The sequence below is a fragment of the Streptomyces sp. NPDC003248 genome (assembly GCF_055563235.1).
Genome location: NZ_JBVHDT010000001.1, coordinates 693509 through 712451 on the forward strand (window position 1 = coordinate 693509; position 18943 = coordinate 712451).

At 76.7% G+C, this 18943-nt stretch carries 10 protein-coding genes; 3 read left to right on the forward strand and 7 right to left on the reverse strand.

Annotated features, from left to right (window positions below):
* Positions 1 to 34: 34 nt before the first annotated feature.
* The 3 genes from ACZ3KJ_RS02885 (at position 35) to ACZ3KJ_RS02895 (ending at position 5779) form a co-directional block, all read left to right on the forward strand.
* The gene (locus ACZ3KJ_RS02885) at positions 35 to 1303 is read left to right on the forward strand and encodes a ricin-type beta-trefoil lectin domain protein (RefSeq protein ID WP_467524062.1); all 1269 of its coding nucleotides are present in this window, start codon (positions 35 to 37) and stop codon (positions 1301 to 1303) included.
* A 128-nt stretch (positions 1304 to 1431) separates the two neighbouring features.
* Entirely contained in the window at positions 1432 to 4968 is a 3537-nt protein-coding gene (locus tag ACZ3KJ_RS02890) for a right-handed parallel beta-helix repeat-containing protein (RefSeq protein WP_467524064.1), read from the forward strand.
* 196 nt (positions 4969 to 5164) lie between these two features.
* Positions 5165 to 5779 (forward strand): helix-turn-helix transcriptional regulator, encoded by a 615-nt coding sequence (locus ACZ3KJ_RS02895; protein WP_467524065.1) that lies wholly within the window; start codon positions 5165 to 5167, stop codon positions 5777 to 5779.
* A gap of 279 nt (positions 5780 to 6058) precedes the next feature.
* On the opposite strand, the gene ACZ3KJ_RS02900 is transcribed toward ACZ3KJ_RS02895, so the two are convergent.
* The 7 genes from ACZ3KJ_RS02900 to ACZ3KJ_RS02930 all read right to left on the reverse strand — a co-directional run bounded on the left by ACZ3KJ_RS02900 (position 6059) and on the right by ACZ3KJ_RS02930 (position 18867).
* The gene (locus tag ACZ3KJ_RS02900) at positions 6059 to 7096 is read right to left on the reverse strand and encodes a rod shape-determining protein (protein ID WP_467524067.1); all 1038 of its coding nucleotides are present in this window, start codon (positions 7094 to 7096) and stop codon (positions 6059 to 6061) included.
* A 379-nt stretch (positions 7097 to 7475) separates the two neighbouring features.
* Complete coding sequence (locus ACZ3KJ_RS02905; RefSeq protein ID WP_467524069.1) at positions 7476 to 12293, reverse strand: SAV_2336 N-terminal domain-related protein; 4818 nt, start codon at positions 12291 to 12293, stop codon at positions 7476 to 7478.
* Positions 12283 to 13467, reverse strand: coding sequence for an AAA family ATPase (locus ACZ3KJ_RS02910; RefSeq protein WP_467524071.1), 1185 nt, complete (start codon positions 13465 to 13467; stop codon positions 12283 to 12285). The genes ACZ3KJ_RS02905 and ACZ3KJ_RS02910 overlap by 11 nt, the downstream gene beginning before the upstream one ends.
* Positions 13468 to 13663: 196 nt before the next feature.
* Positions 13664 to 15370 carry a VMAP-C domain-containing protein gene (locus tag ACZ3KJ_RS02915; protein WP_467524072.1) on the reverse strand — a complete coding sequence of 569 codons (1707 nt, stop codon included), beginning with the start codon at positions 15368 to 15370 and terminating at the stop codon, positions 13664 to 13666.
* A complete protein-coding gene (locus ACZ3KJ_RS02920; RefSeq protein WP_467524073.1) occupies positions 15367 to 15750 on the reverse strand; it encodes a CU044_2847 family protein in 384 nt (127 codons plus the stop codon). Before ACZ3KJ_RS02920 ends, ACZ3KJ_RS02915 begins: the two co-directional genes overlap by 4 nt.
* Before the next feature lie 304 nt (positions 15751 to 16054).
* Complete coding sequence (locus ACZ3KJ_RS02925) at positions 16055 to 17389, reverse strand: carboxyl transferase domain-containing protein (RefSeq protein WP_467524075.1); 1335 nt, start codon at positions 17387 to 17389, stop codon at positions 16055 to 16057.
* On the reverse strand, positions 17386 to 18867 hold the full coding sequence (locus ACZ3KJ_RS02930; protein WP_467524077.1) for an acyl-CoA synthetase: 1482 nt from the start codon (positions 18865 to 18867) through the stop codon (positions 17386 to 17388). The genes ACZ3KJ_RS02925 and ACZ3KJ_RS02930 overlap by 4 nt, the downstream gene beginning before the upstream one ends.
* Between the last annotated feature and the right edge of the window lie 76 nt (positions 18868 to 18943).

Consider the following 18943-nt stretch of genomic DNA (forward strand, 5'->3'; position numbering starts at 1 on the left):
ACCAGCGACAGCGTCGAAGAGGACAGAGCACGTCATGAGCGAACGAGCAGCGAACACCCCGGACGACGGAACCGCGTCCGGGTCCGCGCCCGGGTCCGCGCCCGGGTCCGCGTCCGGGTCCGCGTCCGGGTCCGCGCCCGGAACCGCGCCCGGGTCCGCGTCCGGGACCGCGTCCGGGTCCGCGTCCGGTTCCGCCTCCGCGGAGCGGAACGGACCGGAGGGACCCGCCCCGTCCGGGACCACCGGCTCACCCGGCGCGCAGACCCCGTCCCGGACTCCGGCCCAGACGCCGCCCGCGACCCCGACGGCGTCCTCCTCCGGCCGCGGCGCGGCCCGGACGGAGGCGTCCGCCGCCGCGGACCCGTCCGGGCCGTCGGGCCCCTCCGGCTCGGCCACGGGCGACGCGGCCGCGCGGACGCCCGGGACGCCGCCGGAGGCCGCCGCCCCGGAGCCGGAGGCCGGCCACGGTGTCCTGACCGGGCGGCTGTCGTCCGGTGTGCTGGCCGGCGCCGCCCTGGCCGGACTGCTCCTGATCGCCGCGCCGTTCGGCATCGCCACGCTGGACGACGGGGACCGGTCCTCCTCCGACTCCGCGCCGTCGCACGGGGACGACCTGCCCGCGGGGCTCCCGCAGGACGACGAGCAGCCGGGATTCGTGCCGGTCCCCGCCGAGTCCTCGGGCTCTCCGACCGCCCGGCCGAGCGCCTCGGGCACCGCCCGGTCCGGCGGGAACCCCGTCCCGGCCCAGTACGGCCCCGCGACACCGAGCCCGGCCACCACCGGCGCACCCCGCACGAGCGCGCCGGACGACGCGAAGGCCGGGACGAAGGCCGGGACGAAGAGCGGCGCAGCGACGAGCACCCCGGCCACCGGGGGCGGTGACAGCGCGGCGGTCCCGCAGTCGGCCGCCCAGTCGGCCACGTACCGCCAGATCGTGAGCAAGCTGAACGGGCGCTGCGTCGACATCCCCGACTACCGGGCCGTGGCCGGCGCGGACCTCCAGATGTGGGACTGCGCCCCGCAGGAGAACCAGCGGTGGGAGTTCCACTCGGACGGGACCCTGCGGGCCATGGGCCTGTGCCTGACGAGCGTGTGGCACGCGGGCGAGGACGGATCGCCGATCCAGCTCGACACCTGCGCCGGCCGCCCCCAGCAGAAATGGGTCCTGAACAGCCGTGAGGACCTGGTCAATCCGGCGGCCGACAAGTGCCTCGACATCGTCGACGCGAACGCGCAGAACGGCGCGCGGCTCCAGCTGTGGTCCTGCAACGGCAGGGCGCACCAGAAGTGGGTGAGCCGCTGACCGCCCCGGCCCGCGCCGCCCCACCGACACCTCACGCCCGACCGGGCAACCCCCGATCAAGCACCCCCTGAGCAACCCCCGCCAGGCGACCGCGCCACCCGGCCCGGCCCGGAGAGGAGCACCACCCCATGACACGCCACGTGCTGGCCGTCGACCCGGAGGACGCCGGGTGCCACGCGTCCATCGCAGACGCCGTCCGGGCCGCGCGCAGCGGTGCCCTGATCACGGTGGCCCCCGGCCGGTACAGCGACCCGCTGGTGCTGACCGACGTGGTGACGATCGTCGCGGCGGAGGGGCGCGGCTCGGTGGAGCTCGCCCCCCGGTCCGGGACCGCGGTGACGGCGACCGCCGAGGCCGTCAAGCTCACGGGTCTGGTGATCCGGGGCGCTGACGAGGAGCTGCCCGCCGTCGACGTGCCGGACGGCCAGCTGGAGCTGGACGACTGCGAGATCAGCGCCGTGGCGTGGACCGCCGTACTGGCCCGGGGCGGCGGCGCGCTGGCGATGCGGGACAGCCGGGTCACCAACGCGGCCGGCGCGGGGGTGGTGGTGACCGGCGAGGCCGAGAGCGTCATCGAGGACTGCCGGCTGGAGGACCTGGCGGCGTCCGGCGTGGTGATCGGCGAGCGGGGCAACCCGCTGATCCGCCGCTGCACGGTCCGGGACACCGCGGGCAACGGCGTCTTCGTCAACGGCGAGGGGCGCGGCTCGATCGAGGACTGCGACATCTCGGCGACCGCCAAGCCCGGCATCGCGCTGGAGGACAGCAGCGCCACCCGCGTCCTGCGCACCCGGGTCCACGGGGTCGGCGGCGTCGGCATCCACATCTCCAGCCGCAACCGGGTGCTGGTGGAGGACTGTGCCGTGGAGGACCCGGCGGGACACGGGCTGACCGCGTCCGGCGACGCGGAGCCCGTGGTGCGCAGACTGCGGGTGACCGGGGCCGGACAGCAGGGCCTGCGTCTCGGTGACAAGTCGCGCGGCAGGTACGAGGACTGCGAGGTGCGCGACGCCGGCGGGTCCGGGCTGTGGGTCGGCGGCAACGCGTCGCCCGTCGTCACCGGCCTGACGGTACGCGGCGGCGCGGCCGACGGCACGCACCTCACCGACGACTCCACGCCCGAGCTCGACCGGCTCCACGTCACCGGCCCGGCGGGCACCGGCGTCCGCACCGACGAGAACGCCAACCCGCTGCTGCGCCGGGTCACCCTCACCGCCTGCGACGGGCACGGCATGGAGGTCTCCGGCACCGCCCGCGGACGGTACGAGGACGTGGAGATCAGCGAGGTCCGCAAGTCCGGGGTGCGCATGGCCGACTCCTCCCGTCCGCTCCTGAACGCCGTACTGGTCCGGGAGGCGGGCGGCAACGGCTTCGCGGTCGCCGGGACCGCCACCGGCACCCTGCGTGACTGCGACGTGTTCCGCGCCGACGCGGACGGCCTGGCCGTCGCCGCGGGGGCGGACGTGACGGCCACCCGGTCGCGGTTCCACGGCTGCGGGCGCGCCGGTGTCATGATCGCGGCCCGGGGCACGGGCACGCTCAGCGACTGCGAGGCGTTCGAGAACACCGGCGACGGCATCCTGCTGCACACCGCGGAACGCGTCGTCCTCAGGAACTGCGCCTCCTTCGAGAACGGCCGCAGCGGCCTGCGGCGCACCGTGGTCAGCGAGAGCACGCTGCTGGAGCAGCTGGTCAGCCGGTCCAACGGAGCGGAGGACGCGCACGGGGAGACGCAGGAGGCGCCAGGATTCCCCGCCCCCCGCACCGCCCACGCCGCACCGCCGGACCCGGCCCGCCGGCCCGCCGCGGACGGCGACCCCGACCCCGGCCCCGACCGGGACCGCAACGCCGATCGCGACCGGGACCGCGACGCCGATCGCGACCGCGCTCGTGCCGCAGGCCCGGACACGGCCGCGGACACGGACACGGACACGGCCGCGGACACGGACGAACCAGGGCAGAGCAGGCGGGACGGGCAGGGGGGCCGGCCGCGGAAGCAGCGGTCCCGGACCTCGCCCCTGGCCGAACTCGAGTCGCTGATCGGCCTCGACTCGGTCAAGCGCGAGGTCAAGACCCTGGTGAGCCTCAACCAGATGGCCCGGCGCCGCACCGAGATGGGCATGTCGGCCCCGCCGATGAGCCGGCACATGGTCTTCGCCGGCCCTCCCGGCACCGGCAAGACCACCGTGGCGCGGCTCTACGGCAGCATCCTCGCCGAGATGGAGGTGCTGCGGTACGGGCACATCGTGGAGGTGGCCCGTCAGGACCTGGTCGCGCAGGTCATCGGCGGTACGGCGATCAAGACGACGGAGGCGTTCGAGAAGGCCCGCGGCGGGGTGCTGTTCATCGACGAGGCGTACACCCTCACCTCGCAGTCGGACGGGGGCGGCGGCGCGGACTTCGGCCGGGAGGCCGTGGACACGCTGGTGAAGCTGATGGAGGACCACCGCGACGACACGGTGGTGATCGTCGCCGGCTACTCGGTGGAGATGCGCCGGTTCCTCGCCACCAACCCCGGCCTCGCCTCCCGGTTCAACCGCACCGTCGAGTTCCCGAACTACACGGTGGACGAGCTGGTGACGATCGTGGAGCACATCTGCCGACGGCACCAGTACGCACTCGGCCCGGGCACGGCCGACGCGCTCGCCGCCCACTTCGAGCGGCTGCCCCGCGACGACACGTTCGGCAACGGGCGGACCGCGCGCCGCACCTTCGAGGAGATGGTGGACCGTCAGGCGTTCCGCCTCGCCGGTGAGCCGGACGTGGCACCGGCCGACATGCTGCGGCTGACCCCCGAGGACCTGGGCGCCCAGGCGGCTCCCGGCGGCACCGGGAACGGCGAGGCGGGGCGGGAGGAACTCGACGTCCTGCTCGGCGAGCTGAACGCCATGGTCGGCCTCGACGAGGCCAAGCAGACCGTGGCCTCGCTGGTGCACCTGCTCGCCAACACGCGGCGGCGCGCGGCGGCCGGACTGCCGACGGCGACGCTCAGCCACCACGTGGTGTTCTCGGGGCCGCCCGGCACCGGCAAGACCACCGTGGCCCGGCTGTACGGCCGGCTGCTCGCGGCCCTCGGCGTGCTGTCCCGCGGGCAGGTCGTCGAGGTGGCACGGGCCGACCTGGTGGGCCGTTACGTCGGCCACACCGCCCAGATGACCAGCGACGCCTTCGACCGGGCCCGCGGCGGCGTGCTGTTCGTGGACGAGGCGTACACCCTGACCCCCGGCGGGGCGGACCGCGGCGGTACGGACTTCGGGCAGGAGGCCGTGGACACGCTGGTGAAGCTGATGGAGGACCACCGCGACGACGTGGTGGTGATCGTGGCCGGGTACACCGAGGAGATGGACGGCTTCCTGGCGTCCAACCCGGGACTGTCCTCACGGTTCTCGCACCGCGTCGAGTTCGCCGACTACGCGCCCGACGACCTGGTCGTCATCGTGGAACGGCAGGCCGAGGCGAGCGGCTACACCTGCGGGCCGGGCCTGTCGGACCGGCTGCGCGAGCACTTCGCGTCGATGGAACGCGACCGCTCCTTCGGCAACGCCCGCCACGCCCGCAAGGTCTTCGAGTCGCTGGTCACCCGTCAGGCGTTCCGGCTGAGCGCGTCGCCCGCCCCGACCCTCGACGAACTACGGCTGCTGCTCCCCGAGGACCTGACCGTCTGACCCGGCCGGCACCCGCCCCGACCCGGTTCAGGACCGGTTCCGCGCTCTTTCCGATCCGTTCCGAACTTTTTCTTCGGTCAGCCCATCGAACCACGGTGGTCGGCCCGACCGGCCGGCCGACCACCGTGTTCCGTTCCTCCTCCGCACGCCTCCACACGACCGTGCGGCAGGAGCCGGCCAGACTGAGGACGATGACATGAGCAAGCCCCGTGTAGCCGTGCACGCCGCCGACCCGATCACCCAGGTCGGGCTGGCGTCCTGCCTGGAGCGCAGGCCGCACATCGTGCCGGCGGCGATGGAGGAGGCCGACGCCGTGGTGGTGGCGGTCGAGACCGCGGACGCCGCCACGCTCGACGTCCTGCGCGGCCTGCCCGCGCCGGAGCGGGCCCGGTTCGTGCTGGTGGTGGGCGGCGGCTGGTACGTCGATCCGACCGCCGCCGTCGAGTGCGGGGTACGGGCCGTGCTGTGGCGCGCGGAGGCGAACCCCACCGCGCTGGTCCGGGCGGTGGTCTCCGTCGCGAACGGGCAGGCGTGGCTGCCCCCGACGGTCCAGGGACGGCTGCTGGACCAGATAGAGCACGTCCAGCGGGAGGTCCTGCGCCCCCGGGGACTGACCCCCTCCGGGCTCACCTCCCGGGAGATCGACGTGCTCCGCCTGGTCTCGGAGGGGATGGACCTCTCCGAGATCGCCGTGCGGATGAGCTACTCCGAGCGCACCATCAAGAAGATCGTCTCCTCCGTCATGGGCCGGCTGGGACTGCGCAACCGGGTCCACGCGGTGTCGTACGCCATCCGCGCCGGACTGATCTGATCACGCCCGGCACCGTCCGTCACCGGGAAGACGCCCGGTCGGGTACGAACGGGAAGCCTCCGCTCCCTTCCGTGCCCGCTCCGGCCCCGGCCCCCGCCGACGCACCACCCGCGGCCCTACGGTGCCCCGCGGCCCTACGGTGCTCCGCGCCGGCCCCGCCGCCCGCCGCCCGCCGCCCGCCGCCCGCCGTCCCGTCCGCCGCGCCGGACGATCGTCCACCAGGGCAGCGCCCTGTGGTCCACCGGCACGCACGACCGGTCGTGACGGTCCGGCGGTCGCTCAGGCGGTGCTCGGGTCAAGGGCCAGCGGCTTGATCCGGCCCTCCAGCATCGCGCCCAGGCCCTGCGCGGCGCAGATGTCGGGCCGCTCGGCGATGTGCACCGGCATGCCGGTGGCCTGCCGCAGCATCTGGTCGAACCCGGGCAGCAGCGCGGACCCGCCGACCATCATGATGCCGCGGTCGGCGAGATCGGCCACCAGGTCGGGCGGGCACTCCCGCAGCACCCGTCCGATGCCGTCGAGCACCGCGGTCAGCGGCGTCTCGATCGCGTCCCGGACGGCCGCGGTGTCGACCTGGACGGAACGGGCGAGGCCGGTGGCGACGTCCCGGCCGTGGATCTCCGTGGAGGCGGGGCCGTGCGGGGTGAGGCCGTTGCCGGACAGGGCGAGCTGGAGGGGCCGTACCGACTGGCTGGGCAGCATCAGCTCGTGCTCGTGGCGCAGGTGCTGGACGATCGCGTGGTCGACCGCCTCGCCGCCGACGGGCACGCGCTCGGCGGTCACGATCGACCCGAGGGAGAGGACGGCGACCTGGGTGGCGGCCGCCCCGCACACCATGATCATGGTGGCTTCGGGCCGTTCGACGGGCAGCCCGCAGCCGACGGCCGCCGCGATGAGCGTGTCGACCAGCTCCACCCGCCGGGCGCCCAGCCCGACCAGGGTCTCGATCGCCGCGCGCTGCGCCAGCGGGTCGGCGTCGTGCGGGGTGCAGGCGGCGGCGCGCAGGAACGGCTTGCGGCGCAGCTGGCGGCGGATCTTGTCGCCGAGCAGGTGCCGCAGCATGCGCTGCGCCATCTCGATGTCGACGACCGTGCCGCCGGAGACCGGGCGGACGACGCGGATGTAGTGCGGGGTGCGGCCCGTCATCCGCTCGGCGAACTCGCCCACAGCGATCAGCGCGCCGGTCCGGGTGTTCACGGCGGCGGCGGACGGCTGGTCGACGACGAGCCCGGCCCCCTTCACGTACACCCGCGTCCGCGCCGCCCCCAGATCGACGGCGAAGTGGCAGCGGCGCAACTGCTCCAGACTGGCGGTCATGGCAGATCCTCCCGAGAGCGCAGGCCGTGGCGCCCGCCGGGCCGGCGGGCCGTGGTGAGTGGGCCGCCGGGCGGTGGCCTCCTACGCATCGTGCGGGGCCGGGAGGGCGGGCGCCCGCTGGAGGGGGCCGGGCGGGGCGCCGCCGAACGGGGGGTCCGCGCGGGGTGTCCCGTGCGGAGGGAGGGGGAGCGGGCGGCGAGGTGCTAAGGGGGGTGCGGGTGGTGAGGCGCCGGAGGACGGACGGACGCCGAGGGGACCGGCACCCAACCGTACGCCCCGGCACCGGACCGTACGCGCCCACACGGGACCGTACATACCGGCACCTGCACCTTGACCGGCACCGGCACCGGCACCGGCACCTGCGCGGCGGCGGCAGGCGTCACAGGGACCGCGCCGCCTCCAGCACCGGTGCCAGCGACCGCACCGCCACCTCGCACCCGGCCTCCCGCAGCTCCTGCTCGGCGGTCGTGTTCCGGGCGAGGCCGATGGTCCGCAGGCCGATCTGCTGGGCGGCGGTCAGCTCCGCCACCGACGAGGTGATCAGGACACCCGTGGCGGCCGGGGCGTCCACGGAACGCAGGGCTCGCAGCAGACAGTCCGGGTCCGGTGTGAGGCGGGTCAGGTCCGGGCCGCGGCCGTGGACGCCGGCCAGCGGCAGCCGGTACGACTCCACGGCCCGGTGGACGGCCCGCTCGCACACGTCCGTCACCACGGCCACCCGCCGCCCGGCCCCGTGCAGCGCGTTCACCAGGGCCACCGCCCGGTGGGTGACCGGCGCGACCGGTACGGCGCCCAGTTCCAGCGTGTCCAGGCGGCCGCGCAGGGACGGGCCGAGCGGGTCGCGGGCGAAGACGCGCAGTACGTCCAGCGGATGCACGATCGACTCCCGGCCCGCCGCCACCGCCGGCGCACGGCCCGTCGGCGCGTCCCGCGAGGAGCGGTGGTCGGCGGCGAGCGCCAGCAGCTCGTGCGCGGCCCGGCGCGCGGTCGTCGCGGTGAACAGGCGGACGAGGGGGCCGTCGAAGCCGAGCAGGACGGTGCCGGCCCCGGCGAGCAGGGCGGCCGGCGTGGGCCTCCCGTGGGTCTCGCCGGAGGGGCGTGCCGCCGGGGCCGCACGCGACGGCTCGGGCGGCGGCGCCCACTCCGGCCCCAGCCGGATCTCGCACCGCACCGCCAGCCCCGGCACCGGCCACCCGCCCACCTGGGCGTTGACCGCGCGCTGCGCGCCGACCGACCGGCGCAGGGAGTGGCGGCGGGTGATGCGGGGCGCGGTCTCCAGCAGGTGGGCCAGCAGCCGGTCCGCCACGCGCGCGGTCTGTCCGTGCACGAACGCCACCGGGTCCGTGACCCACCAGGACAGCTCGACGCCGCCCGTGAAGTCGCCCTTGCCGGAACTCGGCAGGGACACCTGCCGGGTGGCGCGCTGCGGGGTGAGGTCGACCTCGTAGTACGTCGTCGGCCGGGGCGGGGACGCGCCGTGCGGCCGGGCGGGGTCGAGCAGGGTGAGCGGGCCGTCGGGCCGGGTGTGGACGACGGCGGTGCGGCCCGGTGCGGGTATGCCGAGCTGGCCCAGGTCCGGGGTGATGAACGGCCCGCGTACCAGGTCGCGTTCCTCGTCGTCGGCGCGGTGCGCCGGCAGTGTGCAGTACCAGGCGACCGGCGGCTCGTCGGGCGTGCCGCCGAACAGCGGGCGGAACCGGTGCGGCCCGGAGGCGGCGGAGCTGTCCGCGAACGCCTCGTACAGGGCGGGCGGGACGAGGACCTGGACGGGGGCGCTGCTCCCGGCGGGACTCCCTGCGGGACCCCCGGCGGTGCTCCCGGCGGGACCTCCGGCGGTGCTCCCGGCGGTGCTCCCGGCGGTGCTCCCGGCGGGGCTCTCGGGGAGCGGGACGGTGTCGTCGTCCGGCGGGCCGCCGTCCCGGAACGTCACCCGCAGGCGCGGCGCGTTCGCCAGGTCGGCGAGGGGGCCGGGCAGCCAGCGCAGTACGGCGGCGAGGACGGGCAGCAGGTAGGCGTCCGGGTCGATGTGGACGCGGTAGCCGTCGGGGAGCACCCGCACCTCGTACTGCTGGGGGGTGAGGTCGCCCCGGGCGAGGACCTGGTGCACCGCGTACTCCAGGGAGATCCGCGCCTCGGGCCGGGAGCCCAGGCCGGTGTCCGCGGCGAAGAGGAGTGTGGGGCGGGGGCGGGGCGCCGTGTCGCGGCGGGCGTCGCGGGCCCGATCGCGCAGGCGGTGCACCTCGTCGTTGTGCGGGTCCTCCCGGAGGAGGGCTTCGAGCGCGCTCTCGGCGCTGTCGAACGCCCCCAGACGCAGGTCGAGTTCGGCCAGCGCGGTGCGCAGGGCGGTCCGCAGCGCACGCAGCCGGGAGCGGGTCCGGCGGGCGGCGGGACCGGGGACGCCGTCGAGAGGGTCCCCGCGGAAGCGGCCGAGCGCCTGCTCGAGCGCGGCGCGGCGCTCGCCCGGGTCGTCGTCGGGCGAGCGGTCGGCCAGGACGTCCTCGCAGGCGAAGACGTCGACGCGGGCGCCGGCCGCGTGCAGGGCCCAGCCGTCGGACGTGGTGGCGAGGGTGCCGGGACCCAGGAGGAGGCGCAGTTCCGCGGCGAGGGCGTCGACCCGGCGGACGGCCTCGGGGGCGGCGGGCGGCTGGTCCCACACCCCCGCGGCCAACTCGTCGTAGGTCATGCGGCGCCCGGAGCGCAGGACGAGCATGCACAGCAGGGCCTGGGCCTCGGGGGACGGCGGGGCGAGGGCGTCCCGGGGGCCGCCGACACGCAGCGGGCCGAGCATCCGGACGTCCAGGGAGTCGGCGTCCCCCGCCCGGGCGAGGACCTCGGCCGAGGACGGCAGCGCGCCCTTCGCGGAAGGGGCGAGCAGTGACGTGAACCGCGCGAGGGTCGGGACGAGGGGCGCCAACCGCCGGAGCAGCCGGTGGAAGACTTCCGCGTCCGACGTCGCGTTCCACTCCCGGGACTCCTCGCCCAGGGCGAACCGGACCAGCACGACCGTGCCGTCCGGCCGCAGCAACAGGCCCTCCCGGCCCTCCTGTCCGCGGACCAGGCCCCGTCGGTGCAGGGCGCTCAGCCCCGCGGTGCCGTCGCGCATCAGCCGGGCGAAGACCCGGCCGGAGACGCCCGGACCGCTGCCCTCGACCAGCTCGTTCAGGGTCACGCCGTCCTCGAACTCCGCGACCAGGTACGGCGTTTCCCCCGCCGCCCCGAAGTCCCGGACCCGCACGACGTGCGGATCGTCGATCTCGGACAGAGCCCGCGCCTCCCGCAGGAACCGCTCCTGCGGGGCCCGCTGCTCCGGGTACACGTGGACGGCCACCTGATCCCCGGTCCGCTCGTCCACGGCCCGCCACAGCCGCCGTCCCGGCCCCCGTCGCTCCAGCAGGCGGTAGCGGCCGGCGAGGAGCGTGCCGCCGCCCTCCTCCCCGTCCTCCCCGTCCTCCTCGTCGGCCTGCCGGGCGGCCCGCGGCGCGTCCCCGCCCAGCCGCCGTACCGTCTCCTCGCTGACCGTCGCGAACGCCCGGCCGTTCCCCCGGCCGTGGCCGTCGCCGTCACCGCCGTGATCGTCATGGCCGCCGTCGCCATGGCCATTGCCGTCGCCATGGCTGTCGCCGCTGCCGTCGTCCGGCGCCGCGCGGAACTCTCCGGCCGCCAGGCCCGCCCGGTCGTCGATCAGCGCGCCGACCCGCTCCAGCAGTTCCCGGGTGCGTCCGCGCGCCGTCCGGGGCAGGGTCCGCAGCAGCAGGTCGCGGACGCCGGGGCGGAAGGCGTACGTGCCGGGCGGGCCGGGGACGGCGGTCAGCATGCCGCTCAGGATCACCTCGGCGAGGTGCTGCGGGCGGGGATCGCGGTCCACGGCGCGCTGGACGAGACGCATCACCGGCACGGACGGCTCGGCCAGCGCCAGGTGACCGGCGAGGCGGAAGGCCTCCGGGGAGGCGGTGGCGCGGAAGCGCAGGACCAGGTCCCGGGCCGGGAGGCCGGCGGGGCCGGCGGGGCCGGCGCCCGTGCCGTCCGGCGCGGGGGCGCCGGGCCGCCGGCCCAGCCAGGCCGCCGCCCCCGGGGCGCGTGCCCCGCCCGGCGCGGCCAGCAGGGCCGCCCAGTGGGCGAGCCAGGGGGCGCCCGGTTCCAGGACGGGCAGCGGGACGGCGGCCGGGTCCGGGCGCGGGGCGTCCTCGTCGTACGGGGTGAAGGCGAGGGCGGTGGCCGGGGCCGCGGCGGACGGGGACGCCAGCACGCCCGGCAGGGCCGGCAGCGCCGTGGCCGGCCACAGGTGTTCCGGCAGCGGCTGGACGACGGCCAGTGGCATCCGGGCCGCCCAGCGGCGCAGGGTGCCGTACCAGCGGTCGCCGGCCGGGCCGGGCCGCCACTGCGGGCCCATGCAGTCGCTGACGACCAGAGTGACGGTCCGGCCGTCGGCCGGGTCGGGGACGTGCGGGGCACGGCCGTCGGGTCCCGCCGGGTGCAGGGTCACCGTGCGGAAGACGCCGGACTGGGCGAGGACGGCGTGCAGTTCGCGGACGAGGGGACGCCAGACCGGCATGGTGGGTCCGGTGTCGTGCACGAGGCTGAGGCGCAGCCAGCGGTCGCGCGCCGGACGCAGCACCGGCAGCCAGACGTCCGGGTACGCGCCGAGCCGTGCGATGCGGTCGGCCGTGGCCCGCTCGTCCAGGAGCCGGGCGCGCGCCGACGGCACGGTCCGCTTCAGCGGGCGCACGGCGCGCTGGAGGGCGAGCGGGCGGGGCAGCATCGGCGGCGCGGGGGCCAGCAGGGGTGAACCTCCGCCGCGGCCCTCCTCGTTCGAGGGAGACGGCGACGGAGACGGCGACGGGGATGGGGGCGGTGACGGTGGCGGTGCCTGGGGCGCGGGTACGGGTGCGGGCAGGTGCAGGGGGACGCGGTCGGTGGGCGGGAGCGGCGCGGGCGGGACGGCGGCGGCGCCCTCGCCCCGGTGCGTCCGGCCGGTGGGCGGTGCGGGGGAGCCGGGCGGCCGGTCCGCGTCGGCGGCGGGCGCCGCCGGGGGCTCGTCCGCCGCGTCCTGCTGCCGCCCGTCCTCCAGCCGCGCGGCCAGCCACAGCACTTCCGCCAGCTCCAGCGGGGTGGGCGGGGTCCTCCCGGCGGCGGTCAGGAGCGCGGCCAGCCTGCCGACCGCCGTACCGCCGTCCCCGGACGCCCCGTCAGAAGCCATCGCCGTCCGCCGTGGCGCTCAGATACGGCATCAGCTCGTCCGCGAGCGCGTCGCGGGACTCCGCGTCCAGACCGGCGACGCCCGTGAGGTACAGGGCGTTCAGGAGCTGGTCGGTGGCGAGTTCGCCGGCGGCGGCGCGGGTGAGGAAGCGGTCGATCAGGTGGTCCGCCGCGCCGGGCGGGGTGTCGAGGTGGGCGCGGACGATCTCGGTGAGCTGCTCGCGGTCGGGGCGGCGCAGCTTCAGGCGGACGCAGCGGCGCAGGAAGGCGGGCGGGAACTCGCGCTCGCCGTTGCTGGTCATGACCACGAAGGGGAAGGCACGGCAGCGGACCCGGCCGCGCGCCACGGTCACCGGCGCGTCCGTGCCGTCGGCGAGGACCTCGGCGGTGGCGCCGTCGGCCGAGTGGCGGGCGGCGCGCATCAGTTCGGGGATCTCGTACTGGCCCTCCTCCAGGACGTTCAGCAGGTCGTTGGGCAGGTCGAGGTCGCTCTTGTCGATCTCGTCGACGAGCAGGACGCGGGGACGCTCGTACGGGAGCAGGGCCGTGCCGAGCGGACCGAGACGCAGGTGGTCCTCGACACCGCCGGGCGGACCGCCGCCGCGGACACCGGGTCCGGCAACCCCGGTACCGGGCCCGCCGGTACCGGGTCCGGCGGTGCTGGGCCCGCCGCCGGTACCGGGCCCGCCGCCGGTACCGGGTCCGCCTGTCCCGGATCCGTCAGCGCCCGGAACACCGGTGCCGGGGGTGCCGTCACCGGCCGCCCGCCACACCGCCTGGCGGGCCGCGTACAGCCGGGACAGCGGGTCGTACTGGTAGAGCCCGTCGGCCAGTGTGGAGCGGCTGGTGATGTTCCAGCGCAGGACCGGCCCGAGCCGCAGCTCGCGCGCGACCGCGTAGGCCAGGGAGGACTTGCCGGTGCCGGGCGGGCCGGTGACCAGCAGCGGGCGGCGCAGGACGAGTGCCGCGTTGACCAGCTGGACGCTCTCCGGGGCCGCCACGTAGGTGCGGGCGCGGTGCAGACGGTCGGGGGAGACGGCCGCCTCGTCGTCGCCGTCCCGGGGCGGGCGCAGGACGGGCTCGCCGTCGAAGGCCCGCCAGGGCGGCGGGGCGGGCAGCCGGTCGATGCCGTCGTGCGGCTGGCTGTTCCCGGTGTAGACGGACCAGTGCGGCATGGGGGGATCTCTCCGTGCGACGAACTCGGGCTCGGGCGGGGGCGGAAGGGCGGGCTGGTGGAGGGGGGCGGGGGACGGCGGAAGGACGGTGGACGTGGGGGCGGCGGGCGGTATCGGGTGGCGGACGTGGGGGGCGGGTGCGGCCGGCGGCGGATCCCTGCCGAGTGGGCGGCCGGGCAGAGCGGGGCGGGGCAGGTCAGGCCACGGGCGACCGGGCGTGGTCGGGGGTGTCGCCGTGCGGGTCGGTGAAGACGCGCGGGTCGTCCCACAGCAGCTGGATGTCCCGCGCCCAGTGCCCCTCCTCGGCGTCCGCCTCCTCCCGCAGGGCCAGGACGCGGCGGGGCAGTTCGGCGGGCGGGACGCCGGACACGACCGCGTCGAGCTCGTCGAGGAACGTCTTGCCCGCGCACCCGTCGCCGCCCGCGCACGGCTCGTCCGGGCCGCCGTCGCAGCCGCCCCGGGACCACACCACCACCGGGGCGGGAGCGGTGAGGGAGGTGTCGAAGTGGGCGCGGGTGCGGGCCGCGGCCGGGGCGGCGGCGAACCCGGCCAGACAGGCGTCGGGCTTGCGCAGCCGCACCCGCAGCCGGGCCGGCTCCTCGGCGCCGCCGCACTCGACGCGGTGCACCCGTGCGCCGGGCAGCGCGTCGAGCCGGTTCCAGACGCGGGTCAGCTGGTGGCGGGCGCCGGCCCTGCGGCGCGCCTGGTCGGTGACGACGAGCGGGTACACGCAGCCGAGCGGGGTGTCGTCGTCGGGCGCGCTCGCCCACCGGTCGACGGGCAGGTCGATCCAGTCCCGGGGCAGGGCGAAGGCGATCAACTCGTCCGAGCCCGGCGTCAGATGGCGGAAGGCGGCGTCGATGCGGTCCTGGACGTACGTGGACAGCCGGGCCCGCGGAACGGTGTCGGAGCCGACCGGGTGCCGCCGGCCCCCGCTGTACGCGGACACCTCGACGAGGACCTGCCCGTCGCCCGCGCCGCTGTGCCGGAGGTCGACGAGGATGGGCGACCACTCGGGGGCGGCGGGCGTCTCGGCGGGTGCTGCGGGCGCCCGGAAGGCCGCCTCGACGTGCTCCGTGAAGCGGGCGACGGTGCCGGCCGCGTCCTCGCCGTCGATCTCGCACAGCACGAACAGGGCGGCCGAGCGCAGCGAGTCGAAGCCTTCCTCGGGCGGCTCCGGGTCGAACGGGCCGGCGGCGGCCCGGTAGAGCCGTACGGGGTCGCAGTCCAGCCCCGCGCGCACCGCCCGCTCGACCAGGTCGCGCAGCCGGGCGCGGTCGGCGGTGCGGTGGTCGGAGGTCGGGACGAGACCCGTGAGGCCGGGCCAGTGGCGGGCCATGACCTCGGTGGGCATCATCCGCCCGGTGCGCACCCCCTCCACCCCGGAGTCCGCGGTGACCATGCCGATGACCTCACCGGTGTCGACGAGGGTGACCGCGGCACCGCTGAACCCGGGGGCGAGCGGCTGCCCGCCGGGCGCCCATGCCTCCAGCTGGAGCCACTCCCGGCTCAGCAGTTGCGGTGCGGTGATGCGGTACTCGGCGAGGGTGCCCTCGTCGTAGCCGTACGGGAACCCGTACACGACGAGCTTGCGCGGCTGCCGGGCGTGCGCCGCGTCGACGGGCGCCAGCGCGGCCGGCTCGATGGGGACCTCCCGCGCCAGTTCCAGTACGGCGAGGTCGCCGGGGTCGGTGGGGGAGCCGGCCCAGCCGCCGTCGGCGACGACCCGCGCCGGGACGGGGGCGGAGCCGGGGCGCTCGGTGAAGGTCACCGTCAACGCGTCCGCCGGGCCGCCGTGTACGACGTGCGCGCAGGTCAGCACCGTGCGCGGGGTCACCAGGAAGCCGGCCCCGACGACCTGGCCGGCGCATTCGATCCGGGCGTGCCACTCGGCGCTCTTCATGAGGCGGCGGTCGGCTCCGGCCGGGCGGGGGCGGGTACCTGGGCGGCGGGCTCCTGCGGGGTGGCCGACGGCGACCAGGTCAGCCTCACCACGAGGTGCCCCTCCGCCGTGCCCCGGGCGATGACCGCGCCCGTCTCGGCCGCCAGCTTCACCCCGAACTCGATCTCCACGCCGTCGGGCCGCAGCGTGCCGTCCCGGAAGACCCGCAGCGCGGACTCCGCGGCCGCCCGGACACCCTCCAGGGACCCCTCGAAGGTCCGGGCCGCCCGGACCGCGCCGTCGCCCCGGGCCACCAGCCGCGACCCGGGCCGCGGCTCCTCGGCGTACTCCACGGTGACCACGGCACCGTCGTCCGTCTCGAACTCCACCAACCCTGCCACGTCGCCCCCGTCGTGCCGTCGTACCCGTCGTTCCGCTGTCGTCCGTCGTTCCGCTGTCGTCCGTCGTCCGCTGTCGTCCCTCGTGTCGCGCCACCGCGTCGGCTTTCCGGCCCTCAGGCCTTCAGACCCTCAGGCCCTCCGGCTCCACAACTCCACAACTCTGCGGCTCCACAACTCCACAACCCTGCGGCTCCACATACTCTGCGGCTCTGCGGCTCTGCGCACCGACATTGTTACGGACGGTACGTGAGGTTGTCCTGTTCCCGGGCCTCCGTGCCGTCGCGGGCGATGGAATCCGGCCACTTCACGGGCCGTCCGTCCGGATCACGCCCAGTTCCGCCAGGTCCTGCGGGCGGATGCGGAGCCGGTCGGCCGTCGCCTCGGCCTCCTCCGGGGGCCGTTTGAGGATCGCGGCGGCCGCCTCCGGGGCGATGACCGAGAAGTAGCTGTCCGGCGTGGCCCAGGTGCGTCCGGGCGCGGCGAGCGCCAGCGCCCCGCCCGAACCGCCCTCGCCGACCAGGAGGGTGGTGACCGGCGTGCGCGCGGTGGCGACGGCGTCGAACAGCCCGGCGATCGCCGGGCCCGCCCCCTGGCGTTCCGCCTCGGCGTCGTTGGCGGCGCCCGGGGTGTCCACCAGGGTGAGCACCGGGATGCCGAGCCGGTCCGCGAGCCGGATCAGCCGGGTGGCGGTGCGGTACCCGGCGGGCCGGGTCGCGGCTCCGGTCTGGGCGGCGTACGCCACCGTACGGCCCGCGTGCTCGCCGAAGCCGCAGAGCACGCCGTCCGGGTCGGTGCCGCCGCAGCGGTCGCCGGAGATCTCGACGCGGTGGGTGAAGTAGGCGTCCAGGTAGTGCGCGGCGCGCGGGCGCCGGGGTGAACGGGCGCGGCGGACGGCGTCCCCTCCGGACGCCGGCAGGTCCCTCGCCCCGAGCGGCGGCGGCACCGGCGCCGGCTCGTCCGACGGCCGGGTCAGCAGCCGCAGCCACCGCCCCAGCGTCTCCCGCAGCCGTTCCGGCGCCACGACCGCGTCCGCCGAGCCCGCCGCGACCTGCGCCTCCGCCGTGTAGGCCGCCGGGTCGGCGTCCGGGGGCCGCACCCGCGAGCCCGCGAAGCCGACCTGGGCGCCCGGCAGCGCGAGGACCACGTCGGCACCGGCGCCCAGGGTGGCCCAGCCGCCGCCGGTCGTCGGGTCCCGCACCACCGCGACCTGGGGCAGACCGGCCTCCCGGGTGAGCGCCGACTGCCGGGCCACACGCTGGAGCTGGGTGAGGGCGAGCATGCCCTCCTGCATCCGGCTGCCACCGGTGGCGATCAGCGGGACGACCGGGAGCCGGTGTTCCCGGGCGTACGCGTAGGCCGCCTCCAGCCGGTCCCCGGTGCGCTCGCCGAGCGAGCCGCCGAGGAAGCCGAACTCGAACGCGATCAGCACGGCCGGGGTTCCCCCGACGCGCGCCGTACCGCAGATCACGGACTCCGACTCACCGGTGCGCCCGGCGGCCCGGGCCCGGGAGTCGTCGTAGCCCGGCCAGGCGAGGGGGCCGTCGGGCGCCGGCTCCCGCTCGCCGTGGGGGATCTCGGTGAACGAGTCGGAGACCAGGGCGACGGCCTCCCGCGCGCCGGGGCGCGGGACCCCGCTCATGAGGCCAGCGCCCGCTTCATGATCTTCCCCATGTCGTTGCGGGGCAGCGCGTCGAGGTACCGCACCACCCGGGGCCGCTTGTGCGGGGCGAGCCGGCGGGCGACATGGCCGGCCAGTTCGTCGGCGCCCGGCGGCGCCTGGGGGTCCACCGGCACCACCCAGGCCACGATCCGCTCCCCGAGATCCGCGTCCGGCTCCCCGGTGACGGCGGCCTCGCGCACCCCGGGGTGTTCCAGCAGCGCGTTCTCGATCTCCCCGGCGCCGATCTTGTAGCCGCCGCTCTTGATCAGGTCCGTGGCCTTGCGCCCCACGATCCGGACGTACCCGTCGGGCTCGCGCACGGCCATGTCGCCGGTCCGGAACCAGCCGTCGGCGGTGAAGGCGGCCGCGGTCGCGTCGGGCCGGTTGAGGTACTCGGTGAACAGGTTCGGCCCCCGCACCTGGATCTCGCCCACGGTCTCCCCGTCGTACGCGGCGATCGGCGCCCCGTCGTCCTCCACCAGCCGCAGCTCCACACCCGGCAGGGGCACGCCCACCGTCCCCGCGCGGGGTTCCCCGTCCGCCCGCACGCTGGTGTTCATGAGCGTCTCGGTCATGCCGTACCGCTCGATCACCCGCTGCCCGGTCGCCGCCGTGATCCGTTCGTGGTCGTGCACCGGCAGCGCGGCGGAACCGGAGACCAGCAGCCGGGCCCGGCCGAGCGCCCCGGCCAGCGCGGGGTCGCCGGGGAGCGCCTCGGCGATGCGGTGGTACATCGTGGGCACCCCGAAGAGCATGGTCGCGCCGTCGTTCAGCTCCCGCGTCACGCCCTCGGTCCCGAACCGCCCCAGGTGCCGTACGGAGCCGCCGCGCCGCAGCGGACCCAGGACGCCCAGCACCAGCCCGTGCACATGGAACAGCGGCAGCCCGTGCACCAGCACGTCGTCCCCGGTCCAGCGCCAGGCGTCGGCGAGGGCGTCCAGGGTGGCGGCGATCGCCCGGCGCGGGATGACCGCGCCCTTGGGCGGGCCGGTGGTGCCGGAGGTGTAGACGACCAGGGCGGGGTCACCGGCGTCGGCGTCGGCGTCACCGAAGCCGGGGCGCGCTCCACCGTCCGTCCCACCGTCCGCCCCGCCGGCCGACACGTCGACGTCGACGTCGACCCGCTCGAACCCCTTGAGCGCGTCGGGCAGTTCGTCGCCGGGGGCGGCCAGCACCAGGGCCGGCGCGCTGTCGCCGAGGATGTGCCCGAGCTCCCGCTCCCCGGACTTCGGGTTCAGCGGCACGGCCGCGGCCCCGGCGAGCAGCACGCCCACGACGGCGACGGCGGTCTCCAGGGACGGCGTCGCCCACACGGCGACCCGGCGCGCGCCCGCCAGACGCCCGCCGACGGCGCCGGCCGCCGCCGCGAGCTCCGCGTACGTCAGGGATCGGGCGCCGAAGCGCAGGGCGACCTGGCCGGACGGCTGCTCCGTCACGGCCGGGAAGAGAGAGGACACGCGGTGCTCCTTCGGGAAGACGGACGCCGGGGACCGGCGCCGGGGCGGCCGACGCCGGAGGGCCGACGTCGCTGCC